General features: G+C 33.5%; 17 protein-coding genes. 5 read left to right on the top strand and 12 right to left on the bottom strand.

Annotated elements, in window-relative coordinates; genetic code table 11:
* Nucleotides 1-348: 348 nt before the first annotated feature.
* On the bottom strand, nt 349-1,584 hold the full coding sequence (locus C4S35_RS00005; RefSeq protein ID WP_103998211.1) for an ABC transporter permease: 1,236 nt from the start codon (nt 1,582-1,584) through the stop codon (nt 349-351).
* Nucleotides 1,585-1,787: 203 nt separating this feature from the next.
* Here C4S35_RS00005 and C4S35_RS00010 point away from each other — a divergent pair, with 203 nt between their 5' ends.
* The gene (locus C4S35_RS00010; RefSeq protein WP_103998757.1) at nt 1,788-2,963 is read left to right on the top strand and encodes an exo-beta-N-acetylmuramidase NamZ family protein; all 1,176 of its coding nucleotides are present in this window, start codon (nt 1,788-1,790) and stop codon (nt 2,961-2,963) included.
* A gap of 87 nt (nt 2,964-3,050) precedes the next feature.
* Here C4S35_RS00010 and C4S35_RS00015 read toward each other — a convergent pair whose 3' ends face one another.
* The gene (locus C4S35_RS00015) at nt 3,051-3,545 is read right to left on the bottom strand and encodes a YkgJ family cysteine cluster protein (protein WP_103998212.1); all 495 of its coding nucleotides are present in this window, start codon (nt 3,543-3,545) and stop codon (nt 3,051-3,053) included.
* A gap of 92 nt (nt 3,546-3,637) precedes the next feature.
* On the opposite strand from C4S35_RS00015, the gene C4S35_RS00020 reads away from it, so the two are divergent.
* Nucleotides 3,638-4,345 (top strand): class I SAM-dependent methyltransferase, encoded by a 708-nt coding sequence (locus C4S35_RS00020; protein WP_103998213.1) that lies wholly within the window; start codon nt 3,638-3,640, stop codon nt 4,343-4,345.
* Nucleotides 4,346-4,384: 39 nt separating this feature from the next.
* On the top strand, nt 4,385-4,927 hold the full coding sequence (locus tag C4S35_RS00025; protein ID WP_103998214.1) for a YfiT family bacillithiol transferase: 543 nt from the start codon (nt 4,385-4,387) through the stop codon (nt 4,925-4,927).
* Between the two features lie 80 nt (nt 4,928-5,007).
* Here the strand turns inward: C4S35_RS00025 and C4S35_RS00030 are convergent, their stop codons facing one another.
* From C4S35_RS00030 to C4S35_RS00080, 9 genes are all read right to left on the bottom strand, one after another.
* Nucleotides 5,008-5,640 carry a 7-carboxy-7-deazaguanine synthase QueE gene (locus C4S35_RS00030; RefSeq protein ID WP_103998215.1) on the bottom strand — a complete coding sequence of 211 codons (633 nt, stop codon included), beginning with the start codon at nt 5,638-5,640 and terminating at the stop codon, nt 5,008-5,010.
* A 286-nt stretch (nt 5,641-5,926) separates the two neighbouring features.
* Nucleotides 5,927-7,594, bottom strand: a complete 1,668-nt coding sequence (locus tag C4S35_RS00035; RefSeq protein ID WP_103998758.1) for a tetratricopeptide repeat protein — start codon at nt 7,592-7,594, stop codon at nt 5,927-5,929.
* A 16-nt stretch (nt 7,595-7,610) separates the two neighbouring features.
* Entirely contained in the window at nt 7,611-8,534 is a 924-nt protein-coding gene (locus C4S35_RS00040; protein WP_103998216.1) for a PstS family phosphate ABC transporter substrate-binding protein, read from the bottom strand.
* Between the two features lie 233 nt (nt 8,535-8,767).
* Entirely contained in the window at nt 8,768-9,562 is a 795-nt protein-coding gene (locus C4S35_RS00050; protein ID WP_103998217.1) for an energy transducer TonB, read from the bottom strand.
* Between the two features lie 39 nt (nt 9,563-9,601).
* Nucleotides 9,602-10,150, bottom strand: coding sequence for an ExbD/TolR family protein (locus tag C4S35_RS00055; RefSeq protein WP_103998218.1), 549 nt, complete (start codon nt 10,148-10,150; stop codon nt 9,602-9,604).
* Between the two features lie 15 nt (nt 10,151-10,165).
* A complete protein-coding gene (locus C4S35_RS00060) occupies nt 10,166-10,780 on the bottom strand; it encodes an ExbD/TolR family protein (RefSeq protein ID WP_103998219.1) in 615 nt (204 codons plus the stop codon).
* Between the two features lie 76 nt (nt 10,781-10,856).
* Entirely contained in the window at nt 10,857-11,675 is an 819-nt protein-coding gene (locus C4S35_RS00065; protein WP_103998220.1) for a MotA/TolQ/ExbB proton channel family protein, read from the bottom strand.
* A gap of 1,665 nt (nt 11,676-13,340) precedes the next feature.
* Nucleotides 13,341-14,678 (bottom strand): FAD-dependent oxidoreductase, encoded by a 1,338-nt coding sequence (locus C4S35_RS00075; RefSeq protein ID WP_103998221.1) that lies wholly within the window; start codon nt 14,676-14,678, stop codon nt 13,341-13,343.
* A gap of 239 nt (nt 14,679-14,917) precedes the next feature.
* Entirely contained in the window at nt 14,918-17,302 is a 2,385-nt protein-coding gene (locus tag C4S35_RS00080) for a penicillin acylase family protein (protein WP_103998222.1), read from the bottom strand.
* A gap of 169 nt (nt 17,303-17,471) precedes the next feature.
* Here C4S35_RS00080 and C4S35_RS00085 point away from each other — a divergent pair, with 169 nt between their 5' ends.
* Together C4S35_RS00085 and C4S35_RS00090 are read left to right on the top strand one after the other, a co-directional pair.
* Nucleotides 17,472-18,113, top strand: a complete 642-nt coding sequence (locus C4S35_RS00085) for a flavin reductase family protein (RefSeq protein ID WP_103998223.1) — start codon at nt 17,472-17,474, stop codon at nt 18,111-18,113.
* 3 nt (nt 18,114-18,116) lie between these two features.
* Nucleotides 18,117-19,649 carry a cryptochrome/photolyase family protein gene (locus C4S35_RS00090; protein WP_103998224.1) on the top strand — a complete coding sequence of 511 codons (1,533 nt, stop codon included), beginning with the start codon at nt 18,117-18,119 and terminating at the stop codon, nt 19,647-19,649.
* 80 nt (nt 19,650-19,729) lie between these two features.
* Here the strand turns inward: C4S35_RS00090 and C4S35_RS00095 are convergent, their stop codons facing one another.
* Entirely contained in the window at nt 19,730-20,179 is a 450-nt protein-coding gene (locus C4S35_RS00095; protein ID WP_103998225.1) for a glycine zipper family protein, read from the bottom strand.
* Between the last annotated feature and the right edge of the window lie 100 nt (nt 20,180-20,279).

The raw sequence follows: 20,279 nt of genomic DNA on the forward strand, positions 1-20,279 counted from the left end.
TATTTTACCCTCCCCGGCCCTCTCCTAAGGAAAGGGTGACAAAATGGATAGATTGATGCTAATCATTATACAATTGGTCGCAGAAAAATAATACTGTTAGTATACACTTCACTCCTATATAGGAGAACAAATTAATAGTGGGCATTAGGACTGTTCCTTAGTAGAAATCAAAAATTCGATGAAACGCCGCCCGCGTTAGGGATAGCAGCGGAAAGCCCACAAGAAAGTGAAGTGAAACGCAACTTTATGAGGACTTGTAACGAATAGCCCGACCGTTTATAAAAAAGAGGCTAATACCCTTATTGATAATAGCCTCTTTTTTATAAACGGGAACGCCCAAATGGTTCTCTAATCGAAACGAATGGCTTTTACCGGAGATATTTTGGTTATTATATACGAAGGAATTAGTAACACTAGGAAACAAACGGTGACCGTGAGTAAATTCAATAACATTATGTAGCCCAAATTGAGATATACTGGAGCTTGGTTTACATAGTAATTTTCGGGATTGAGTTTGATTAGTCCAAAATGTTGCTGGATTAACAACAACGATATCCCAATTAAATTCCCCCAAAACAATCCTCTTACTATAAGGTAAAAGGCGTTGTAGAGAAATATTTTTCGAACCGACCAATTATCAGCTCCTAACGCTTTTAATATTCCTATCATCTGGGTTCGCTCAAGAATAAGAACCAAAAGTGCCACTACCATGTTGATTGTTGCCACTACGATCATAACTACTAATATGATTATGATATTGAAATCGAATAATTGAAGCCACTCGAATATGTAACTGTATTTTTCGATTATGGTTTTTGTATCAAGTGTTGAAGCAGTTTGCTCATAAACCTGCTCGCCAATTGTTTTTATATTGTTGAAGTCATTCACAAAAACTTCGAATGCTCCTACTTCATTTGGATTCCATTTATTGATGCGTTGCAGATGTCGAATATCTCCTAATACATAAGTAGCATCGAATTCCTGAAAACCAGAGTTGAAAATTCCCGTGATTTTGAATCTTCGGATATTGGGTAATTTATTTTGACCTTCTTTGATGAAAAAAGTATTGAAGGAATCACCAACTTTTAAATTTAGTCTATTCGCCAAGAATTGAGAAATCAGCACTTCCTGATTTAGCTCTTTAGAAAAATCCGGTAGTCTACCCGAAATTAAATATTCTTTAATGTTACTCCACTGATAATCTTTGCCGACTCCCTTTAAAACAATTCCTTCAAAAGCTGTTTCGGTTCTTATAATACCAGCTTTTGTCGCGATGGCTTGAACATGACTTATTTCTGGAATCGAAGTGAACTTTGGATAAAAATCCTGTTTCTTGGAAATAGGCACCAGTGTCACTGCCGATTGATTGTTATCGTAATTCGAAATAATGATATGTCCATTGAAAGCAGAAACCTTCTCTCGAATTTTTTGTTGCAACCCAATTCCCGTTGCCACAGAAATAATCATCATGATCATACCAATAGCAATTGCCGAAATTGCAATTTTTATAATTGGCGCAGATATGCTACTTTTATAATCTTTAGCAGTGATGAGTCTTTTAGCGATGAAGTATTCTAAATTCAAGTTGATTCAATTTCTATTTTGTATTTGCTAAGCCAGTTTGCGTCGCTTGTGCCAAAAATACAGCTAAAACACGAATTACACTAATAGACATTAATTTTATTATGATTATCATTATGGCTCCATTTTTAAAAAATACATTTTCTACTTTATTTTTATTTACTACTCTAATCTCTTGTAGTGTCAAAAAAACAGAAGCACAAGAAATGAAAACGGACCGTTTAATAAAAACAACAGGTGTGTCCAAGAATACTATTAAAACTGGTGCCGATAATTATACTGCTTATCTTCCTTTATTAAAAAATAAAAAAATTGGAATTGTAACCCACCAAACTGGAATTGTAAATTATTTAGCTATAAATGCTGGGGGAAAACATTCTGAAGCTATAAAACCAAAAACTTTAAGTATTGTCGACTTTTTATTAGAAAAAGACATTACAATCAAGACCATTTTTGCTCCTGAACATGGTTTTCGTGGAACAGCAGATGCAGGCGAACATGTTGTTGACGGAAAAGATTCCAAAACTGGACTGCCAATTATTTCTCTTTATGGGGACAACAAAAAACCAAAACCAGAGCAATTAGCTGGCATTGATACCATGGTTTTTGACTTGCAAGATGTGGGTGCTCGCTTTTATACCTATATTTCCTCGTTACATTATATTATGGAGGCTTGCGCTGAAAACAATATCCAATTACTCATTCTTGATAGACCCAATCCCAATGGAAATATTACTGACGGACCAGTTCTAGAGGCAGCGTTTACGAGTTTTGTGGGCATGCACACAATTCCTTCGCTTCACGGAATGACTATTGGAGAATATGGAAAAATGATTAATGGTGAAAAATGGTTGAAAAACGGGGTTCAGTGCAAATTGACCGTTATTCCGTGTCTCAATTACAACCGAAAAATGGATTATAGTTTGCTAATAAAACCATCACCGAATCTTCCGAACGATCAAGCGGTGAATTTGTATGCTAGTTTGTGTCTTTTTGAAGGCACGAATGTCAGTGTGGGTCGCGGTACGGATAAACAATTTCAAATTTATGGCTCTCCTTATTTACCAAAAAGTGATTTTAGTTTTATTCCGAAACCAAATTTAGGCGCACAAAACCCAGTTTACAATGGAGTGATTTGTTATGGTGAAGATTTATCAACACATCCAAGAGTAAATCAATTGGAATTAAAATGGCTTATCAAAGCCTATAACACTACCAGTGACAAATCAAAATTCTTCAATGCTTTTTTTACAAAGTTAGCTGGAACAAAAAAACTGCAGCGACAAATCGAAAATGGAATTCCGGAAAAGGAAATCAGAGAAAGTTGGAAAAGGGGATTGCAAACATTTAAGAAAATGAGAGCGAAGTATTTGCTTTATTAATCCTCACCCCTCCCGAAGTCTCGGAACTCCGCAAAGGAAATGGAGACGAGACCGAAAATGTTTAATTTATTTTGATGAAAATCTTTTTTACAGTGGCAATTTCTTTTTCATTTCTTCTACAATATTGTAAGCGGCTGGGCAAATGGCAACATTTTTCAAAGTTAGATCTGTAATTTGTTGAAATTTCTTTCTATCCGTATGCGGAAATTCTCTACAAGCTTTCGGCCGAACATCATAAATCATACATGCATTTTCATTATCCAGAAAAGTACAAGGGACACTTTGCAAAACATAATCCCTGTCTTCATCAATTTGAAGATATTGCTCGATAAACTGTTGGGGTTTTTGTCGCAAATATTTGGAGACGCGCTCAATATCGGCATCGGTAAATAAAGGCCCTGTTGTTTTACAGCAATTAGCACATTTTAGGCAATCTGTTCTTTTGAATTCAGCATCATGTAAATCCTGCATTACATAGTCTAAATTTTTTGGCGTTTTCTTTTTCAGCTTATCGAAATACTTTTTGTTTTCGATATGCTTATCTTTGGCTTCTTTAGGAAGATTGTTTAAAATAGTGTTCATTCGTAGATTTGTCTATTCGGTTATTCGATAAAACATTTTGCGAAATTACTTAAAACAAATCAACAAATAACCAAATTAACATATCAACTCTAATGAAAGACCTTTTCGGCAAAGCCATACTTGATTATCAAACTAATAATGCTCCCGAAGATTTAATTACGGAGACTACCATTTCTGAAGAAGATGAAATGTCAGTTGCTTATTTATTTCGATCTTATGATGAAATGCCACAAATGGAAAAAAAAGCGTTGCAACTTGCCAAAGGTAAAATCTTAGATGTAGGTTGTGGCGCAGGTAGCCATAGTTTGTCTTTACAAAACGAAAAAAAATTAGCTGTTACTTCAATCGACATTTCTGCAAATGCAATCCAAGCATGCACACTTCGTGGATTAAAGAATGCAAAAGTTCAAGATGTGATGACTTTAGAAAATGAAAAGTATGATACAATATTACTTTTAATGAATGGAGCTGGAATGTGTGGTAAACTTAAAAACATCCCGAATTTTCTTTTAAAATTAAAATCATTATTAAATCCAGGTGGACAAATCCTATTAGACAGTTCTGATATAATTTATATGTTTGATGATGATGAAGACGGAGGAAAGTGGATTCCTTCAAAAAATGAATATTATGGCGAAATTGTTTTTAATATTTCCTACAAAGGCGAGAAAGAAAAACCATTCGATTGGATGTTCATTGATTATAATACTTTGCAAAATGCTGCTTTAGATAATGGATTTCAATGTGAATTAATTCTTGAAGGCGAACATTATGATTATTTAGCGAGGCTTTCGATTTAAAGAAAGAAAAAGCAAACAGGAGTAAAGACTAATAAAATTATGGAAAATTCAGCATTAGAAAAATTACGCTATCCCATTGGTAAGTTTATTGCACCCGAATTATATTCTGGCAATTATTTAGCAGAAAAAATAACTGAAATTGCAAGTTTTCCAAAGCGCTTGAAAAAAGAAGTCATTTATTTAACAGAGAAGCAACTCAACACTCCTTATCGTGAAGGTGGCTGGACCGTTCGTCAAGTGATTCATCATTGCGCCGATAGTCATATGAACTGCTTTATCAGAATAAAATGGGCTATGACCGAGGAAAAACCTATAATAAAATTCTATCATGAAGACCGTTGGGCAGAATTACATGATAATTTAACGATGCCTATTCAACCCACATTATCTTTTCTAGAAGGGTTGCATTATAGATTAGCCTATTTAATGAAAAGTTTAAATGAAGAAGATTTAGAAAAAACTTTCATTCATCCTGAATATAACAACGAATTTAAAATCAAGGAAATAATTGGACTTTATGCTTGGCATGGAAACCACCACTTAGCGCATATTATGGAATTAAAAAAACAAAAAAATTGGTAATTTAGTAAGATCAGTAATTTACTTTTTCTCTCTTTTATCAAAATACCCCAAACTATAATTACAGTTTGGGGTACTTATTATTAAGGAATATTTAGATATTTATGGGTTTGTAACGATACTCGCCATTTTGGGTTATTCATCACATAATCCACTATTAATGGAGTCATCTCTTCTTTTTTGCTCCATTCTGGCTGAAGAAATAAAATAGCATTGGGATTTACCTTCTCGGCTTGCTCTTCTGCAAAAACAAAGTCATGCTTATTGTAAATAATTACTTTCAACTCGTGTGCATTATCATAAACCGTTTCCGTAGGCAATTTATTTTTCTTTGGCGAAAGACAAATCCAATCCCAAGTTCCGGAAAGCGGATAGGCTCCGGAGGTTTCAATATGCACTTTTAAATTTTGATCTTTTAGTCTTTGAGTAAGCAAAGTCATATCCCACATTAAAGGTTCTCCACCGGTAATGACTACAGTATCTGCATATTTATTTGCATTAGCGACTATTAAATCAATACTTGTTGGTGGGTGTATTTCAGCATTCCAACTTTCTTTAACATCACACCAATGACAACCTACATCACATCCTCCAATTCTAATAAAGTATGCTGCGGTGCCTGTATGAAATCCTTCACCTTGAATAGTGTAGAATTCTTCCATCAACGGAAGCATTGCGCCTTTATTAACTTCTAATTGTATTTCTTTTGATAGCATTATTTTATTTTAAAGTGCAAAGATAGTTAATTGAAAAGGAGTTAATTTGAAATTTTGAAAATGCTTTTTGAAAATTTACAGACTTAATCGAAAGCCTTAATTACTATTTTCATTTTACTTTATGACTAATAATACCTTTGAAATAAAATCATCTCATTTCCATTACCAATAGAAAAAAAGTTGTCGCTAATAAAATAATAATCTTGAAATAATTCCAACTTTCTTCTCAAAAAAAAACCGATAGTTCAAATGGAACTACCGGTTTCTACAGATATGAAATATTTAATTATTTCAAAGTTTTCAATGCGTCTAAAGCATATTGATTAGCTGGGTCAATAGCTAAAGTTTTATTTAAATATTCTTTTGCTTTTACTTTATCTGTTTTAGAATAGATAACTGCAATATTATTGTAAGCTTCTATAAATTTAGTTTTCACTGCTGGCTTAGCTAATTCTTCAGCTCCCTTTTGTGTAGTCTTATCTATATAATCTTGGTATGCTTTAGTCATAACAACATCGTTTTCAAGCAATCTATTTGTTCTGGCTCTATACAAATAGGCTTCTTGATAGTCCGGAGATGCAGCAATTACGTTAGCAAAAGCAGCATCGGCTTTTTGTAGAGCAATAGGATCTGCTTTTATGTCTTTTCTGTTATTGTCATAATATAGCGATAAGCCATAATAAACATTATCGTCTAAATAATTTCTTGATTCTTTATTACTAGAACTAAGTTCAAAAATTGCAGCGGCTTCCTTGAATAATTTTTGAGTAAATAATTTTTTACCAACTTCATTCAAATCTTCTGCAGCTATAGGTAAGAGTTCGACACCTTTTTTAATGATAGCCAAACCTTCTTTGAAAGCAGCTGGATCAACCGATAGCCCATCAGCACTTGTCCCTTTTTTAATCTTCACTAAACCTAAAGTAATATAATCTTTAGCGATAATCTTGTTTGTTGGATTTGATATGAAATTTTCTAATGACGTTTTAGCTAAATCAACATTACCATTTTCGTAAGCCGCATAACCTAAATAACGTAAAATTCTTGGATTAACGTTATCCAATTTTTTCATTTTATTAGCCTCAATTTCAAGTGCTTTATAATCCCCTACAAGAATAAGAAAATCAGCATGACGCATGCGAGAAGTAATAGAATAATCTGTTAAACTCATGTATTTATCGTAAAAACCGATAGCAGTTTTCAAACTCTCAACAGATTTTGAAGGTTTGTTTCTCGCAATTTTATAATAGGTTTCAGCAAGTTCCCTGTAAACTGGACCATAATTAGGATTCAGAGCAATTACTTCATTAAATGCTTTAATGGCCTCATCATAAGATTTAGCGCCTTTTAACAAAACTCCTAACTGCATTTTAGCTCTTAACAACGTATTATCGGCTTGAAACGCATTTCTGTATGCAACATACGCATCATTCTGATTGTTATCACCAAAATAAGCATCTCCTAGCGCAAGCTGTACTTGTGCATCTGATGAATTATTAATTTTAGCACGATTCAAAATCGCAATGGCACTTTTATAGTCTGGCTTTACAGCATTTATATAAGCTTTACCAACATATACTAATTCCTCTACGTCCTTTTTGCTGATACCTTTTGTTCCTAATCCAAAATTAGCTTGAGCAGCAGCAACATTGTTATTATCTAAATCAATTTGTCCTAAACCAATATAATTCAGTTTTCCGTTATCGCTACCTGCAATTCCTTTTTGAAAATAGATTTTAGCAGAATCAGTAACGCTTTGATTAAGATAGATATTTCCCAAAAGAAACGAAGCTCTTCCATTACTTGGTTTAGCTTGAATAATCGATTTTAACATCGATTTTGCTTTCTCAAATTGTTCTGCGTCAATTGCTTTTTTTGCTTGATTTAAATCTTGAGCTTGACTCACGGTTACCGAAGCTACTAAAGCAACACTAAAAATTTTAAATTTATTCATCTTTGTTGTAGTTAATTTATTTTTTATCGTTTTCAATATTTTTCCTAATTGTGATATTCCTTCCAGGAATACGAACAGGAAGCAATCCAGATTTTAAAATTATTCTCTGCCCTATATCTCCTGCTACAAATGAAGCAAAGCCCATTCCTAATCCAGAATATCCCTGACAATTGATAATATACAAATCGCGTGCCAAAGGGTATTTTCTCTCTGCGATATTATTCTGAGTTGGAGCGAAAGCATTTTCATTATCCAGCCCTTTTACGTTTAATGTATTTACATTATCAACATATTTTTGCATATCAGGCATAGGTTGCGAAAGCCAATTAACCCCAACGATCCCGATCATCCCGTCGTTTTCAGAAACATATTTAATTACTTCGTCATTTGTTTTAAATGAAAAAACACCTTTTTTTGGTATTGCATTTATTCCTGCCAAAGAGTTCATATATCGAACGGTACTTGAATTTGGATTATCGAAAACTAATCCTTTGATAGAGGGAACAGTATTCCCTTGCATAAAACTGATTATATCCTTTAAAGCTACAATAGAATCATTATTTTTTTTACTTGCGATTAAAGCAACAGCGTCTGTAGCAAAAATCGTTATTTTAGGAACAATTTTTTTTTGTTCAAATACCTTTAATTCCTTTACTGTCAAATTCCTTGACAAGATAGCTATCGCCGACTTTTCTTTAAACAATGAATTAACAGTCTCTACTTCAGATTTAGAAATAAGTTTAATTTTAGCTTCATACTTATTTTCAAAAACTTCAACCTGATCTTCAATAACAGGGGTTAGCGTTTCATCAACATAAACAGTTGCTGAACCTTTAAGTATGGTTTCCTTGTTCTTTGAGCTTTTAGATTGGTTGCATGCGAAAAATAATATAATTGCTGCAAGAAAAACAAAATACGAAATTTTAGTGTAATTTTTCATAATCTAGTTGACATTATCATTAATAATCCGGAAGAATCTAATAGAAGCATACACTATAAGTAAAACCCCAAAAGCTATCCTATAATTTGGTTGAATCGCAAGAGGAAAATTCTTCATAAAGATAATAAATAAACCTAAAATTAGGTAAACCAGAAAAAACAAAATTCCTAAAACAAGAAGAAATCGCTCTTTAAGCGATTTCTTCTTAATATTATTTACTATGTTATTTAGCATTATTCTGCAGATTGAATAGTAATAGGAAGAGAATAAAGTACTCTAACTTTTTTACCATTTTGTTCACCAGGGTTCCATCTAGGACATTTGTTCAAAACACGAATAGCCTCTTTTCCTGTACCGTAACCAATATCTCTGATTACTTTGATATCAGTTAATGAACCATCTTTTTCAACTACAAATGTTACATAAACTTTTCCTTTCAAGCCCTCTTCTTCAGGGGTTTGGTAATTTTTACCTACATAAGAGTAAAATTTTTCCATACCGCCGGGAAACTCTGGTTTTACCTCGATACCAGCAGTATTATAAATTTGATTATCCTCTTCAACTACTGCTGCAGGACCTGTACCTACTGGTTCAACCGTCAATTCAGCATCTGGATCCCCTTTAATAGTTTCAGCACCTAATTTCTTGTCTTTTATTTCAACAATTTTTGGTGGCTCTTCCGTTACTTCATCTGCCTTAGCCACTACTGGCTTCACAAATTTTACTTGATCCACTTTCGGAGGAGGTGGTGGAGGCGGAGGAAGATCTTTTTTTATTTCTTCTTTCTTAGGCGGCAATTTTATTGCTGTGATTTTAGTATCTAATGCTACAGTATCATCTGAAGAATCAGGAAGAAGACTTACAATAAGTGGAGTACTAACTGCAAGAGCAAAAACAATTGCGCCAAGCACAAGAGCTTTAACCGTAGTCTTGTTGTTGGTTTTTCTAAGCTCATAAGCACCGTAGGCCTTATTACGACCCTCGAATACAATATCAAGCCATTGGTTTGTGAATATATCTAATTTCATTTTTCTTAGTTATTAGGTTATTGAGTAATAAGATAAATCTTATTTACCTTCTAACAATTTCTGTTCCTCAGGAGTAAAATCATTTACGATAGCATATGTTGGTACATCTACAATCGCCATTTCATCTAGAATATCAACTAAATTACGGTAATTTGATTTTTTACTTGGTTTGATAATCACAATCATCCCTTTATCTTTATTACCGGTATACTCTAGAACTGATTTTTTTCTTTTTTGTAATTCTTTACGAATCCCTTCTTTGCCATAAGAAATTTCTTTAGGACCAGCAATTGGTGTTGCTAATAAACCCATGTAATACGTCATTTTATTATTATCACCTAATAATACAGTCATAGTACGGTTCTCATCAACCTTGATTGGCTTGTCCTTATTTTTATCGTCTTCCTTATCTGGCAAACCCAAACTCATCGATTGCGGTTTAGACAACGTAGTAGTTAGCATGAAAAAAGTAATCAATAAGAAAGCTAAATCCACCATAGCAGTTAAATCTACTTTTGAGCCTGATTTTTTACTTCTTACCTTTCCACCTTTTTTGCCACCACCGTCGCCGGTATTTAATTCAGCCATTTTAGTGTATTTTTTTTAGTTTTTTTCTTTTGCTTTTAAACCAGTAACTAAAGAGAAGTTATTGATTTTTTGGTCCTGTAGAATATCCATAATTCTGAATATAGCTGGATACTCTTCTTTTGCATCACCTTTTATAGCAATCTGCAACTCTTTATCATCTACTTCAATATTCGCAATACGAGCATTGTAGATCCATTCTTTCAATTGATTATCAAGTGAGTCTTTAGGAATACCTGGCTGCAAACCTTCTTTACTTCTTTCTGCAGTTTTCATTCCAATCAATTGCTTAAGATTTGCAATCGGCACTCCAATCCCTTCCATTAATGCAAATTTTGAAGATTCGTCTTCTGTAAATGCAACACCATACTTTTGACCCATCAATTCAAGCGTTCTTTTACGAACCTCTCTACCTTTTAAATCAAAAAACACCTTGCCTTTTCCTATCGTTATCGTAGCCAAATCCGTTTCCGGGAGCTTTGTTTGAACTTGCGAAGCAGGAGTATCTACTGGCAATGCTTCCGGAATCTTAGCTGTAGCAGTCAAAATAAAGAAAGTCAGCAAAAGAAAAGCCACATCACACATAGCTGTCATATCAATAGACGCCGCTTTTTTGGACATTTTTATAGCCATTAATATATTTTTTAATATTTATAAGAAAATAGCTCTCATTACAAGATTGCTATTTTCTTATAAATTAAATTATTAATTATTTTTGAGTACTTCTGTAGTGTCTGTAAGTATTTACAATTGTATTACCAGCCTCATCAATAGAATAAGTCAAAGTATCAATTTTAGAAGTAAAAAAGTTGTAAGCAACAATAGCTAACGCTGAAGTAGATATACCTGTTGCAGTGTTGATCAATGCTTCAGAAATACCATTTGCAAGTGCAGCTTGATCTGGAGTTCCAGCAGAAGCCAAAGCACCAAACGCTTTAATCATCCCTGTAACTGTTCCTAACAAACCTGCAAGAGTTCCTAATGAAACTAAAGTAGAAAGAATAGTCATGTGTTTTTCCAACATTGGCATTTCTAATGAAGTAGCTTCTTCAATTTCTTTGTGAATAGTTTCTGCAGCAGCTTCGCTATCTAAACCTTCTTTTTTAACGTCTTGGTATTTCAACAAAGCAGATTTTATTGCATTTGCAACAGAACCTTTTTGTTTATCACATAATGAGATAGCACCATCGATATCTCCAGTAGTAATGTTATTTTGAACATTTTTCATGAACATATCTAAATTTCCTTTCCCAGCTGCTTTAGAAATTACTGCATAACGCTCAAAAGAAAATACAATAACCATTAATAAACATCCTAATAAAATAGGCACAATTGGACCACCTTTGTAAACCATTGCCAAGTAATTCCCTGGTATTGGGTGACCAGTATTAACGCCACCTTCGAAATTAGCACCATTACCCATTATAAAATTCCATACTATCCATCCAACAAAAACACATGCAACAATAATGATTCCTGAAATCATTCCTCCTCCTTTTGATCCGTTTTCTTTTTTAACGTTTGCCATTTTTTTTTAATTTTAATAGTTTTAAATAATAATCTTTAATAATAATAACTTGTAGTGGAGCAAATTTATATTTTTAGTTTAAATAAAAAAACTTTTTTTTATTTTATTACAATTAATTTTATTTCAATAAATACCCTGCCTTTCATTACTTTGCGTTTATATCAAAATATATAATAAATTTAAGCGTTTAACTTATATAAATATACTGTATTATGAAATATAGTGACAATCTGCTAATGTACAAGCAGAAGATAAATAAAATATTTTTTTTAACAATTCTTAACAAAAAAGCAATAAAGCAATAGTAATCACTAAAATTAAACTCATTTTAAAAAAAATAATACCTCTAAAATAATTTAAATTTTTTGAGAGGTTCGCTTATTTACTTATTCTAAGATCTTGATATAAAACTTTTTAAGTGTTCATGATTATGTTTATAAGTAGTTCAAAAATGTTTTCCTTATGAATTAACCTATTAATTCGGTAACTACACTCGTCTAAATGCTTCTGAATAGGCTCTTTATGAATTTAAGAAAAAGTATTTCTCCACCAAGATTTTACCTGATGAATTATAGTATGTAATTATTTTGAAGATGCTTTTTCACTCTTTATCTGTTTTTAATCAAACTTTTTTTTAATGGATTATAACTAGTCCATTTGTTTGTTTTTATTGTCGAAGATTTACAAATATTTTGCGTATTTCTTCATACGGATAATCTTCAAGTTGGTCAAAATAAGCTTTTTTGATTGCGCCAATATCATTTGTTTCAACGGCGATTATCAACTTTTTTTTGAATCATTGCTTCTTCCTTACTTAAGCTCTTCTGTACCACCAAAACAAGTTTATTAACAAAAACCAGACCAATTATTGGCTGTAAACCACTACTTGTCATACTGATTCTAACTTTTTTAATAAAATTAGTGCCTTAGTGCTACTGATTTTTTATCGTTTTGCTTTTTGTTTTTGTGGGGAAACCTTTTGTGGTTGCACGCATCTCAAAGACAATTATAGATGCTTTTCTCAAACCTAATCGAACTCTGTGAAAAATAGTATCTACAATCGGACATTCAATATGACGGCATGTGTTTCATTCTCTTGCGAAATTCTTTTTATAGATAGTGAATTTTGTGTCATTGCATTTTACACATGTAAACCCTTCTTTCCACTTTATTTCTGCTAAATATTCTAAACAATATAAATCTGTTTTGATCTTATCGGAAAATTATAAAATACGTTCTCCTGTGAATTTTTCCAAACCTAAAATTTCAAGTAATTGTCAGAACAGATTAAAAAAATTTATTAAATCATGAATAAAAAAGATGCTTCCATAAAAAAATTAATGAAGAGTACAATTCAAAAAGGGAAAGTATCATTTTAGACGGAGCTATACTTGATGGTGAAGCGTTAGCTGATACTCAAGTCAAAATACCTGTAAAAACAATTTAATATTGAAGGGGAAATCGTCATTGTTAAAACGGGTCAATTCATAAAAATTGAGAAAAATACCACTGTTCAATATTCGAATCCTTTTGAAGAACCTTGCACACATATTGCCAGTTGCAAACTGGCTTTCTATTTTACGAAAGTGCATCGCGAAGAAGATTAATTACAACAATCAAAATTCAACTTTATTGCTCTTGTTGTTGAATTTTGATTACTATTTTTTATTCTAAAAGAGATAAAATTTTATTTTCCACTTCTTTACTGTCCCAGATACTTTCTATGTTTTCCATTCTTACAACTTCTTCCATAATTGCGTTTTGATAATCTCCGATCGCCAAAGCCTCAGCATAAGGACGATCACTGAATGTCACTCTGCTGTAAAGCGGAATCCATTTTTCAGGATATTTATCAGAAAATGATTTTTCAATTTTCTTTTGCAACAAGAATTTCTCATCAGCTGTTTTAGAACTCATTTCCATAAAATTGCGATATGAAAGTTCCGCAATCGCATCAGCATTGGGTTTACGGGATTTTTCATATTCTGAAAAAATTGTTTTCCAATCATCGCCATATTTTTCAATCATTTCATAAAGTACCGAAATGTCTTCAAAACCAGCATTCATTCCTTGTCCGTAAAATGGTACAATAGCGTGACAGGCATCGCCAATTAAGGCAACTTTATCATGATAAGTCCAAGGAAAGCATTTCATGGTTACTAACGTGCTCGTTGGATTTTTGAAAAAATCTTCAGCTAATTTTGGAATAACATCAATCGTATCGGGTAAATTCTTTTCGAAAAACTCCTCGACCAATTTCCTGTCTGTCAAAAATGCAAAAGAGTTTTCTCCTTCAAAAGGCATAAACAAAGTACAGGTAAAACTGCCGTCTAAATTAGGCAGCGCAATCAGCATGTACTCGCCTCGTGGCCATATATGAAAGGAATTCTTGTCTAATTTATGAGAAGCATCAGCATTTGCAGGAATATTCAATTCCTTATAACCCATATTTAAAAATTCCTGTGAGTAATTAAACATATTCTGGCGTTGCATACGGTGACGTATTCTTGAAAAAGCACCGTCGGCACCAAAAACCATATCGTATTTTTTATCTTCCCATGCACCTCTTTCCGTTTCACCAATGTGCAAAGTCGCATCATCTAAAGTTACATCCCAAATTTTATGTTCAAAGAAGAATTCAGCACCCGCATTTTCAGCTAAATCTATCATTTTCCTATTCAAACTACCTCTCGAAATCGAATAAATAGATTCTCCTTCCTGACCGTAATTCTGAAAATTAAGTTTATCAACTAAATGTATGGCGCGTTTGTCCATAGGAATTGCAATAGTTCGAACATCATCTCCCACTCCAACGGCATCTAACGCTTTCCAACCACGGTTTGACATTGCCAAATTTATGGAACGACCCGAAAATTGAATTTGTCGAATATCTGGACTACGATCATAAATGTGAACAGTATGGCCCGCTTTACGGAGGTAAATAGCCAATAAGGAACCAACTAATCCGGAACCAACAATTGCTATTTTTTTAGGAGTTTGCATCAAGAAAAATGTAAGTGTAAGTTGGCAAAATTAAGTAATAATCAACAGAATCAGGCAATTTAACAGCTTTATTTGGGCGTGACCCTCCCAAAAAAGTCGGGTCGTGCTTTTCGTTGCAATCCACGCTAAAAAGCGTGGGATTTCCACTTCAATCCCTCACGCAAATCCTGCTATCAACTTAATCAGTTTCAATCAGAAAAGCTAAAAATCCGTATAATCACAGCTTTTATACCTATATATTATTTGGCCCTGAAAACTAATTTCGTCGAAGTCTTTACAATCTCCGCTTTATTCAGTTTCATTTTTCTAAACTTTCCGGCATTGTACAGAACAGACTGATCATTATAATGAGAACTCAACGGATTTCCGGATTGTCCTGTTGGCAAAATACTCCAACTGTTTTCTATATCCGAAAAATCAATAATTCTTCTCGTTGACGGACCTCCTTTTATCACGTATTTTGCATCATCGGTATAATCGAAATACTGATTATTGATCACTTCATTTGCACCCGCAACTTCAAAAGGACCCACATTAAAAATACGTCTTAACGCCGCCACCTTTCCCAATGGATGCTGATACTCCAAAACATGCACTCGATTCCATGTCCACGAAGAAACTGAATTTCCCAGTTGTTTCTCCAACGACATCATCGCTTCTTTAAAAGATTTCGAAACAATCTGGCTCCTTGTCTCTTTCACACTTTTACTCGAAATGTTATCCCACCAAAGTGAATTTTCATTCGCCATTTGTTTCGCCACTATTTGTTTCATGATATGCGTTCCTAAAAACTGCTTGAAATTAGCTACACCAAGTTCGTCTTCAAAGGTGTTTTTTAAATAAAAATAAATCCATTTATTGTAAATTGTCGGAGCCACATCATTCAGATTATTAGATCCTTTCCAAGATTTTAAAACAGTGATGGCTTCTTTTTCATTTTTAGAAAGCACATTGTAATCCACATTCGAAATTAAATTCTTCACTACTTCTGGTGTAACTATTGAAGTATTATCGAAAGTCATTTTGCTTACAGACTCTTTATCCCAATTGGATTTTGGGTCTAACAATTGTGTGATTCTTCTAGCTCTGTCTTCTGGCAGATAATAACCAGGATATAAAAATCCATCAATCGGTTCCGGCTGATTATTGGCAGAATATATATAATTCCAAGCTGGATTCTCCGCCGACGGATTTTTGGAGAAATCCAAATATTCAGTAATATCATCTTTACCGCTGGCGCCATCCAAAATAAAATTAGTGTTCACCCCTTCATTATGCTTGTATAATTTCCCAGTAGCCCACCAAGCGACGTTTCCTTTAGCATCGCCATACATCACATTCAATCCCGGCGCAGCTATCAAAGCCACTCCTTTGTGAAAATCATCTTTGCTTTTAGCATGTGACAGCATATAAACCGCATCAAGAATTTGAATTGGTTGTTGTGTATAAATCCAAGACATTGCAACCGGTTTATCTTTATTTAAACCGTCGATCATATCATTCATAACGGGTCCGTGTCGGCTCACTTTTAAATTCAAAACCACATTGGTAGAATCTTTTACTTTTATGATTTTTTTCCTAGTTTCGTAATTACTGAATCCACTTGGTGTTCTATATTTATTGGCATCATAAGGATTATTTTCTTCTTGATACAAATCGATATCATCATTTTCAAACATCGTTAAACCATACGCGTATTCTCTATTATGACCTAATAAAGGAAACGGTGTTCCCGCCAGATAACAACCGTACAACTCAAAATCTGGTGTTACGATATGGGCTTCATACCAAGTTCCTGGCTGTGAAAATCCAATATGGGGATCATTGGCAAAAATCACTTTGCCGTTTTTCGTCTTCTGTGGTGCAATTACCCAACTGTTACTTCCCACAAAAGGAGGAATTGGAGATTGGTCTAAAAGAGAAGCTACTGAATTAGCAATTGCGACATATTCCTGAGGTTGTTTTTTGGCATTTTTAATTCGGGTGGTATTAAATGAACCATCAATACCAAAATCCTTGAGATAATTCATTCCGTATTTATTTCGAATGTCAGTCAACAACGGATCCGATTTTTGAGCCATTGCAAAACTAAAAGACATATAACCAAAGATATTATAAACGTCTTTTATAGTAAAATTTTCTTTCTTAACGCCAACCAGACTGAACTCAATCGGAGTTTTCCCCTCGTTAATATATTGATTTATTCCATCCAAATATGCCATCGTCAATTGATAACTTGGACTATTTTTATCCAAAGCTGCGATTGCTTTTGCAGAAGCTTCTTCGATTCCGAGTCCCGCAAAAAACTTATCGTTTTTTAAAGCAACCGAACCAAATATTTCTGATAATCGTCCCGGAGCAATACGTCGCATCAATTCCATTTGCCACAATCGATCTTGCGCATGGACGTAACCCAACGCTTCCATTGCGTCTTTTGAGTTATTGGCATAAATATGAGGCACTCCAAATTCATCAAAATAAACCGTAGTTTCTTCCTGGATATTTTTCAATTGCACTTCGCCTTCGTATTTTGGTTTTAAATAAAAACCATAAACTACTAAAGCTATTGTTATAACGACTACTAACGAAAGTAAAACCAGAAGGACTTTTTTGAGTTTTTTCATGTTTAAATAAATTGGTAAACAAATATATATGATTTGTACGTTATTTTAAACAATTTATTTTTTGATTCCTTTTTGTCATAAAAAACGATTTTATATTAATATATTTATTTTGTTCCATTTATTTCGAAATTAATTAAACAAAAAGTATATTTGTTTTAAATTAAAAAACATGAAACACATCTCTAAAGATGCTATTTCTCAAATGGAGAAAGTAGAAAGACTGAATTTAATCAATTCTTGTACAGGATATAAATCGGCTAATCTTCTGGCTACAAAATCACTTAACGGAAAATCTAATGTAGCAATTTTTAGCAGTGTCACTCATTTAGGAAGTAATCCTGCATTGATTGGTTTTATAATGAGACCAACAACTGTTCCCAGAGATACTTACAAAAACATCAGAGAAACCGGTTATTTTACTGTAAATCATATTACAGTGAACATGATTGAAGATGCGCATCACACATCAGCTAATTATGAATTGGGAATTTCTGAGTTTGACAAAACAAATCTTGAAGAAGAATACAAACCTAATATTGATATCCCTTTCGTAAAAGGAAGTCCCGTTCAATTATATTGCAAATATGTGAATGAGTATTACATCAAGGAAAATGATACGATTCATGTGATTGCTTCTATCGAAAATTTGTTTTTTGAAGAAGAATTGGAACATCAAGATGGTTGGTTACAAATTGACCGAGGCAATGTTGTGGCATTGAATGGTCTTGATGGCTATTGTTTACCCAAATTAGTGGATCGTTTTCAATATGCCCGAAAAGAAATTCCCACTACTTCATTTTTTAAAAAATAGTAAATGCAAAAATTACGATTAATCCTTGGCGATCAATTAAATACAGAACATTCATGGTTTCAGGAATGTGAAAAAGACACGATTTATCTTCTGGCAGAAATGCGTCAGGAAACGGATTATGTTAAGCATCACATTCAAAAAGTTGTAGCGTTTTTTCTGTCGATGAGGAATTTTTACAAAGCTATAACAGCACAGGGACATCATGCCGTATATTTTCAAATTACCGATGGCGAAAATCCACAGGATTTAGAAAAAATAATTGCCCTTTGTGTCGAAAAATACAAAATCGAAAAATTCGAATACCAATTACCCGATGAATATCGACTTGACCAGCAATTAAAAACGATTTGTTCCAATCTAAAAATCGAATCAGAAGCTTTTGACTCGGAACATTTTTATACCACACGCCACGAATTATCCGATTTTTTTGAGGGAAAGAAGTTGTTACTGATGGAGAATTTTTATCGCAGCATGCGTAAAAAACATCATGTTTTAATGGATGGGTCAACTCCTGTAGGAAACCAATGGAATTTTGATGCTGATAATCGCAAAAAATACAAAGGGGAAGTTCCGATTCCGACGGAAAAAAATTTTCATACCAATGTTTCTGAAGTTATTGCCCAAATAAAAGAAGCCGGTATAGTCACTTTCGGAAACATTGATTCCCATAATTTTAGCTGGCCGACTTCCCGTGAGCAATCTTTAGAAGTTTTAGAGTATTTCTGTACTAATTTGCTGAAACATTTTGGTGATTATGAAGATGCAATGCATACCGATGAAAAATTCCTTTTTCATTCTCGTCTGTCTTTTGCTATGAACAGTAAAATGCTTTCACCACAAGAAGTAATCGAGACTGTTATTGCTTTTTATCATGCAAATGAAGCTGAAATAACACTCTCACAAGTAGAAGGATTTGTGCGGCAAATTCTGGGTTGGCGCGAATATATTAGAGGAATTTATTGGAAAGAAATGCCCAATTACGCCCAAATGAATGTCTTGGAAAACTCAAACAAGTTACCAGATTTTTTCTGGACCGGTAAAACCAAAATGAACTGCATGAGCCATGCAATCAATCAAAGTTTAGACGAAGCTTATGCACATCATATTCAGCGTCTTATGGTGATAGGAAATTTTACGCTATTGACACAAATTCATCCTGATGAAGTAGACGCTTGGTATCTTGGCGTCTATATAGATGCGATTGAATGGGTCGAAATGCCCAATACCCGCGGGATGTCACAATATGCTGATGGCGGAATTATAGCTACAAAACCGTATGTTTCCTCGGGAAGTTACATCAATAAAATGAGTAATAATTGTGCCAAATGTCATTATAATGTCAAAGAGAAATTTGGAGACAAAGGCTGTCCTTTCAATACGTTATACTGGAATTTTCTAGATGAGAAAAAAGAGTATTTCAAAGGAAACCAACGCATGGGAATGATGCTGAATTTATTAAAAAAAATAAATCCCGAAGAATTGTATAAAATCAAAGTAAAGGCAAACGAAATTATTCAAGATATGAATTCATATTAACCGCAAATACTGCGACAAATAAAAAGAGTGTTTAAATTCGATTTGAACTTAAACACTCTCTATTTATATAAAAACTTATTTTATTCTTTTTTGCTTCCGTCAATTATAGCACCTGTTCCGGCACCAACTCCCGCTCCTGCTAAACCACCAATTATTGCTCCTTGACCTTTTTTCTTACTGATAATCGCTCCTGTAACGGCTCCAACTCCAGCTCCAATTACAGCGCCTTTTGCAGCTCCGCTCCAACCTTTCTTCTTTGTGGTTGTTGTTGTGGTTGTATTAGCTGCCGCTTGATGGTTGACAACAACAACTTCTTTTTGAGTTTCTATCTTGGCATCTTCGACTCTAGCCATTTCAATTTGCATCGAATCAATAACTTTTTGCTTCTCAAATTCAGCAGTCATCGAATCCGCACTAACTTGTTTCATCGAATCAATACTAACTTGTTTTGCTTTTTGAATTTCCATTTTTCCTTGATTTTGACAAGAAATAATTACTAAAGACAGTACTGTTAAATATATTTTTTTCATGATTATAAAATTTAGAATTTCTAAGTCTACAAAGAAACAATGAAATCTTTAATTAATGCTTATGCTAATCAACTTATTTATTATGTAATTGCAGGAGGAA

The sequence above is a fragment of the Flavobacterium urumqiense genome (assembly GCF_900108015.1).
Lineage (GTDB): Bacteria > Bacteroidota > Bacteroidia > Flavobacteriales > Flavobacteriaceae > Flavobacterium > Flavobacterium urumqiense.

Excerpts from the sequence above, each read along its gene's own strand:
- C4S35_RS00010 (WP_103998757.1), top strand. The coding sequence starts at position 1,788 with ATGAAAACGGACCGTTTAATAAAAACAACAGGTGTGTCCAAGAATACT.
- C4S35_RS00015 (WP_103998212.1), bottom strand. The coding sequence starts at position 3,545 with ATGAACACTATTTTAAACAATCTTCCTAAAGAAGCCAAAGATAAGCAT.
- C4S35_RS00020 (WP_103998213.1), top strand. The coding sequence starts at position 3,638 with ATGAAAGACCTTTTCGGCAAAGCCATACTTGATTATCAAACTAATAAT.
- C4S35_RS00025 (WP_103998214.1), top strand. The coding sequence starts at position 4,385 with ATGGAAAATTCAGCATTAGAAAAATTACGCTATCCCATTGGTAAGTTT.
- C4S35_RS00030 (WP_103998215.1), bottom strand. The coding sequence starts at position 5,640 with ATGCTATCAAAAGAAATACAATTAGAAGTTAATAAAGGCGCAATGCTT.
- C4S35_RS00035 (WP_103998758.1), bottom strand. The coding sequence starts at position 7,594 with ATGAATAAATTTAAAATTTTTAGTGTTGCTTTAGTAGCTTCGGTAACC.
- C4S35_RS00040 (WP_103998216.1), bottom strand. The coding sequence starts at position 8,534 with ATGAAAAATTACACTAAAATTTCGTATTTTGTTTTTCTTGCAGCAATT.
- C4S35_RS00050 (WP_103998217.1), bottom strand. The coding sequence starts at position 9,562 with ATGAAATTAGATATATTCACAAACCAATGGCTTGATATTGTATTCGAG.
- C4S35_RS00055 (WP_103998218.1), bottom strand. The coding sequence starts at position 10,150 with ATGGCTGAATTAAATACCGGCGACGGTGGTGGCAAAAAAGGTGGAAAG.
- C4S35_RS00060 (WP_103998219.1), bottom strand. The coding sequence starts at position 10,780 with ATGGCTATAAAAATGTCCAAAAAAGCGGCGTCTATTGATATGACAGCT.
- C4S35_RS00065 (WP_103998220.1), bottom strand. The coding sequence starts at position 11,675 with ATGGCAAACGTTAAAAAAGAAAACGGATCAAAAGGAGGAGGAATGATT.
- C4S35_RS00075 (WP_103998221.1), bottom strand. The coding sequence starts at position 14,678 with ATGCAAACTCCTAAAAAAATAGCAATTGTTGGTTCCGGATTAGTTGGT.
- C4S35_RS00080 (WP_103998222.1), bottom strand. The coding sequence starts at position 17,302 with ATGAAAAAACTCAAAAAAGTCCTTCTGGTTTTACTTTCGTTAGTAGTC.
- C4S35_RS00085 (WP_103998223.1), top strand. The coding sequence starts at position 17,472 with ATGAAACACATCTCTAAAGATGCTATTTCTCAAATGGAGAAAGTAGAA.
- C4S35_RS00090 (WP_103998224.1), top strand. The coding sequence starts at position 18,117 with ATGCAAAAATTACGATTAATCCTTGGCGATCAATTAAATACAGAACAT.
- C4S35_RS00095 (WP_103998225.1), bottom strand. The coding sequence starts at position 20,179 with ATGAAAAAAATATATTTAACAGTACTGTCTTTAGTAATTATTTCTTGT.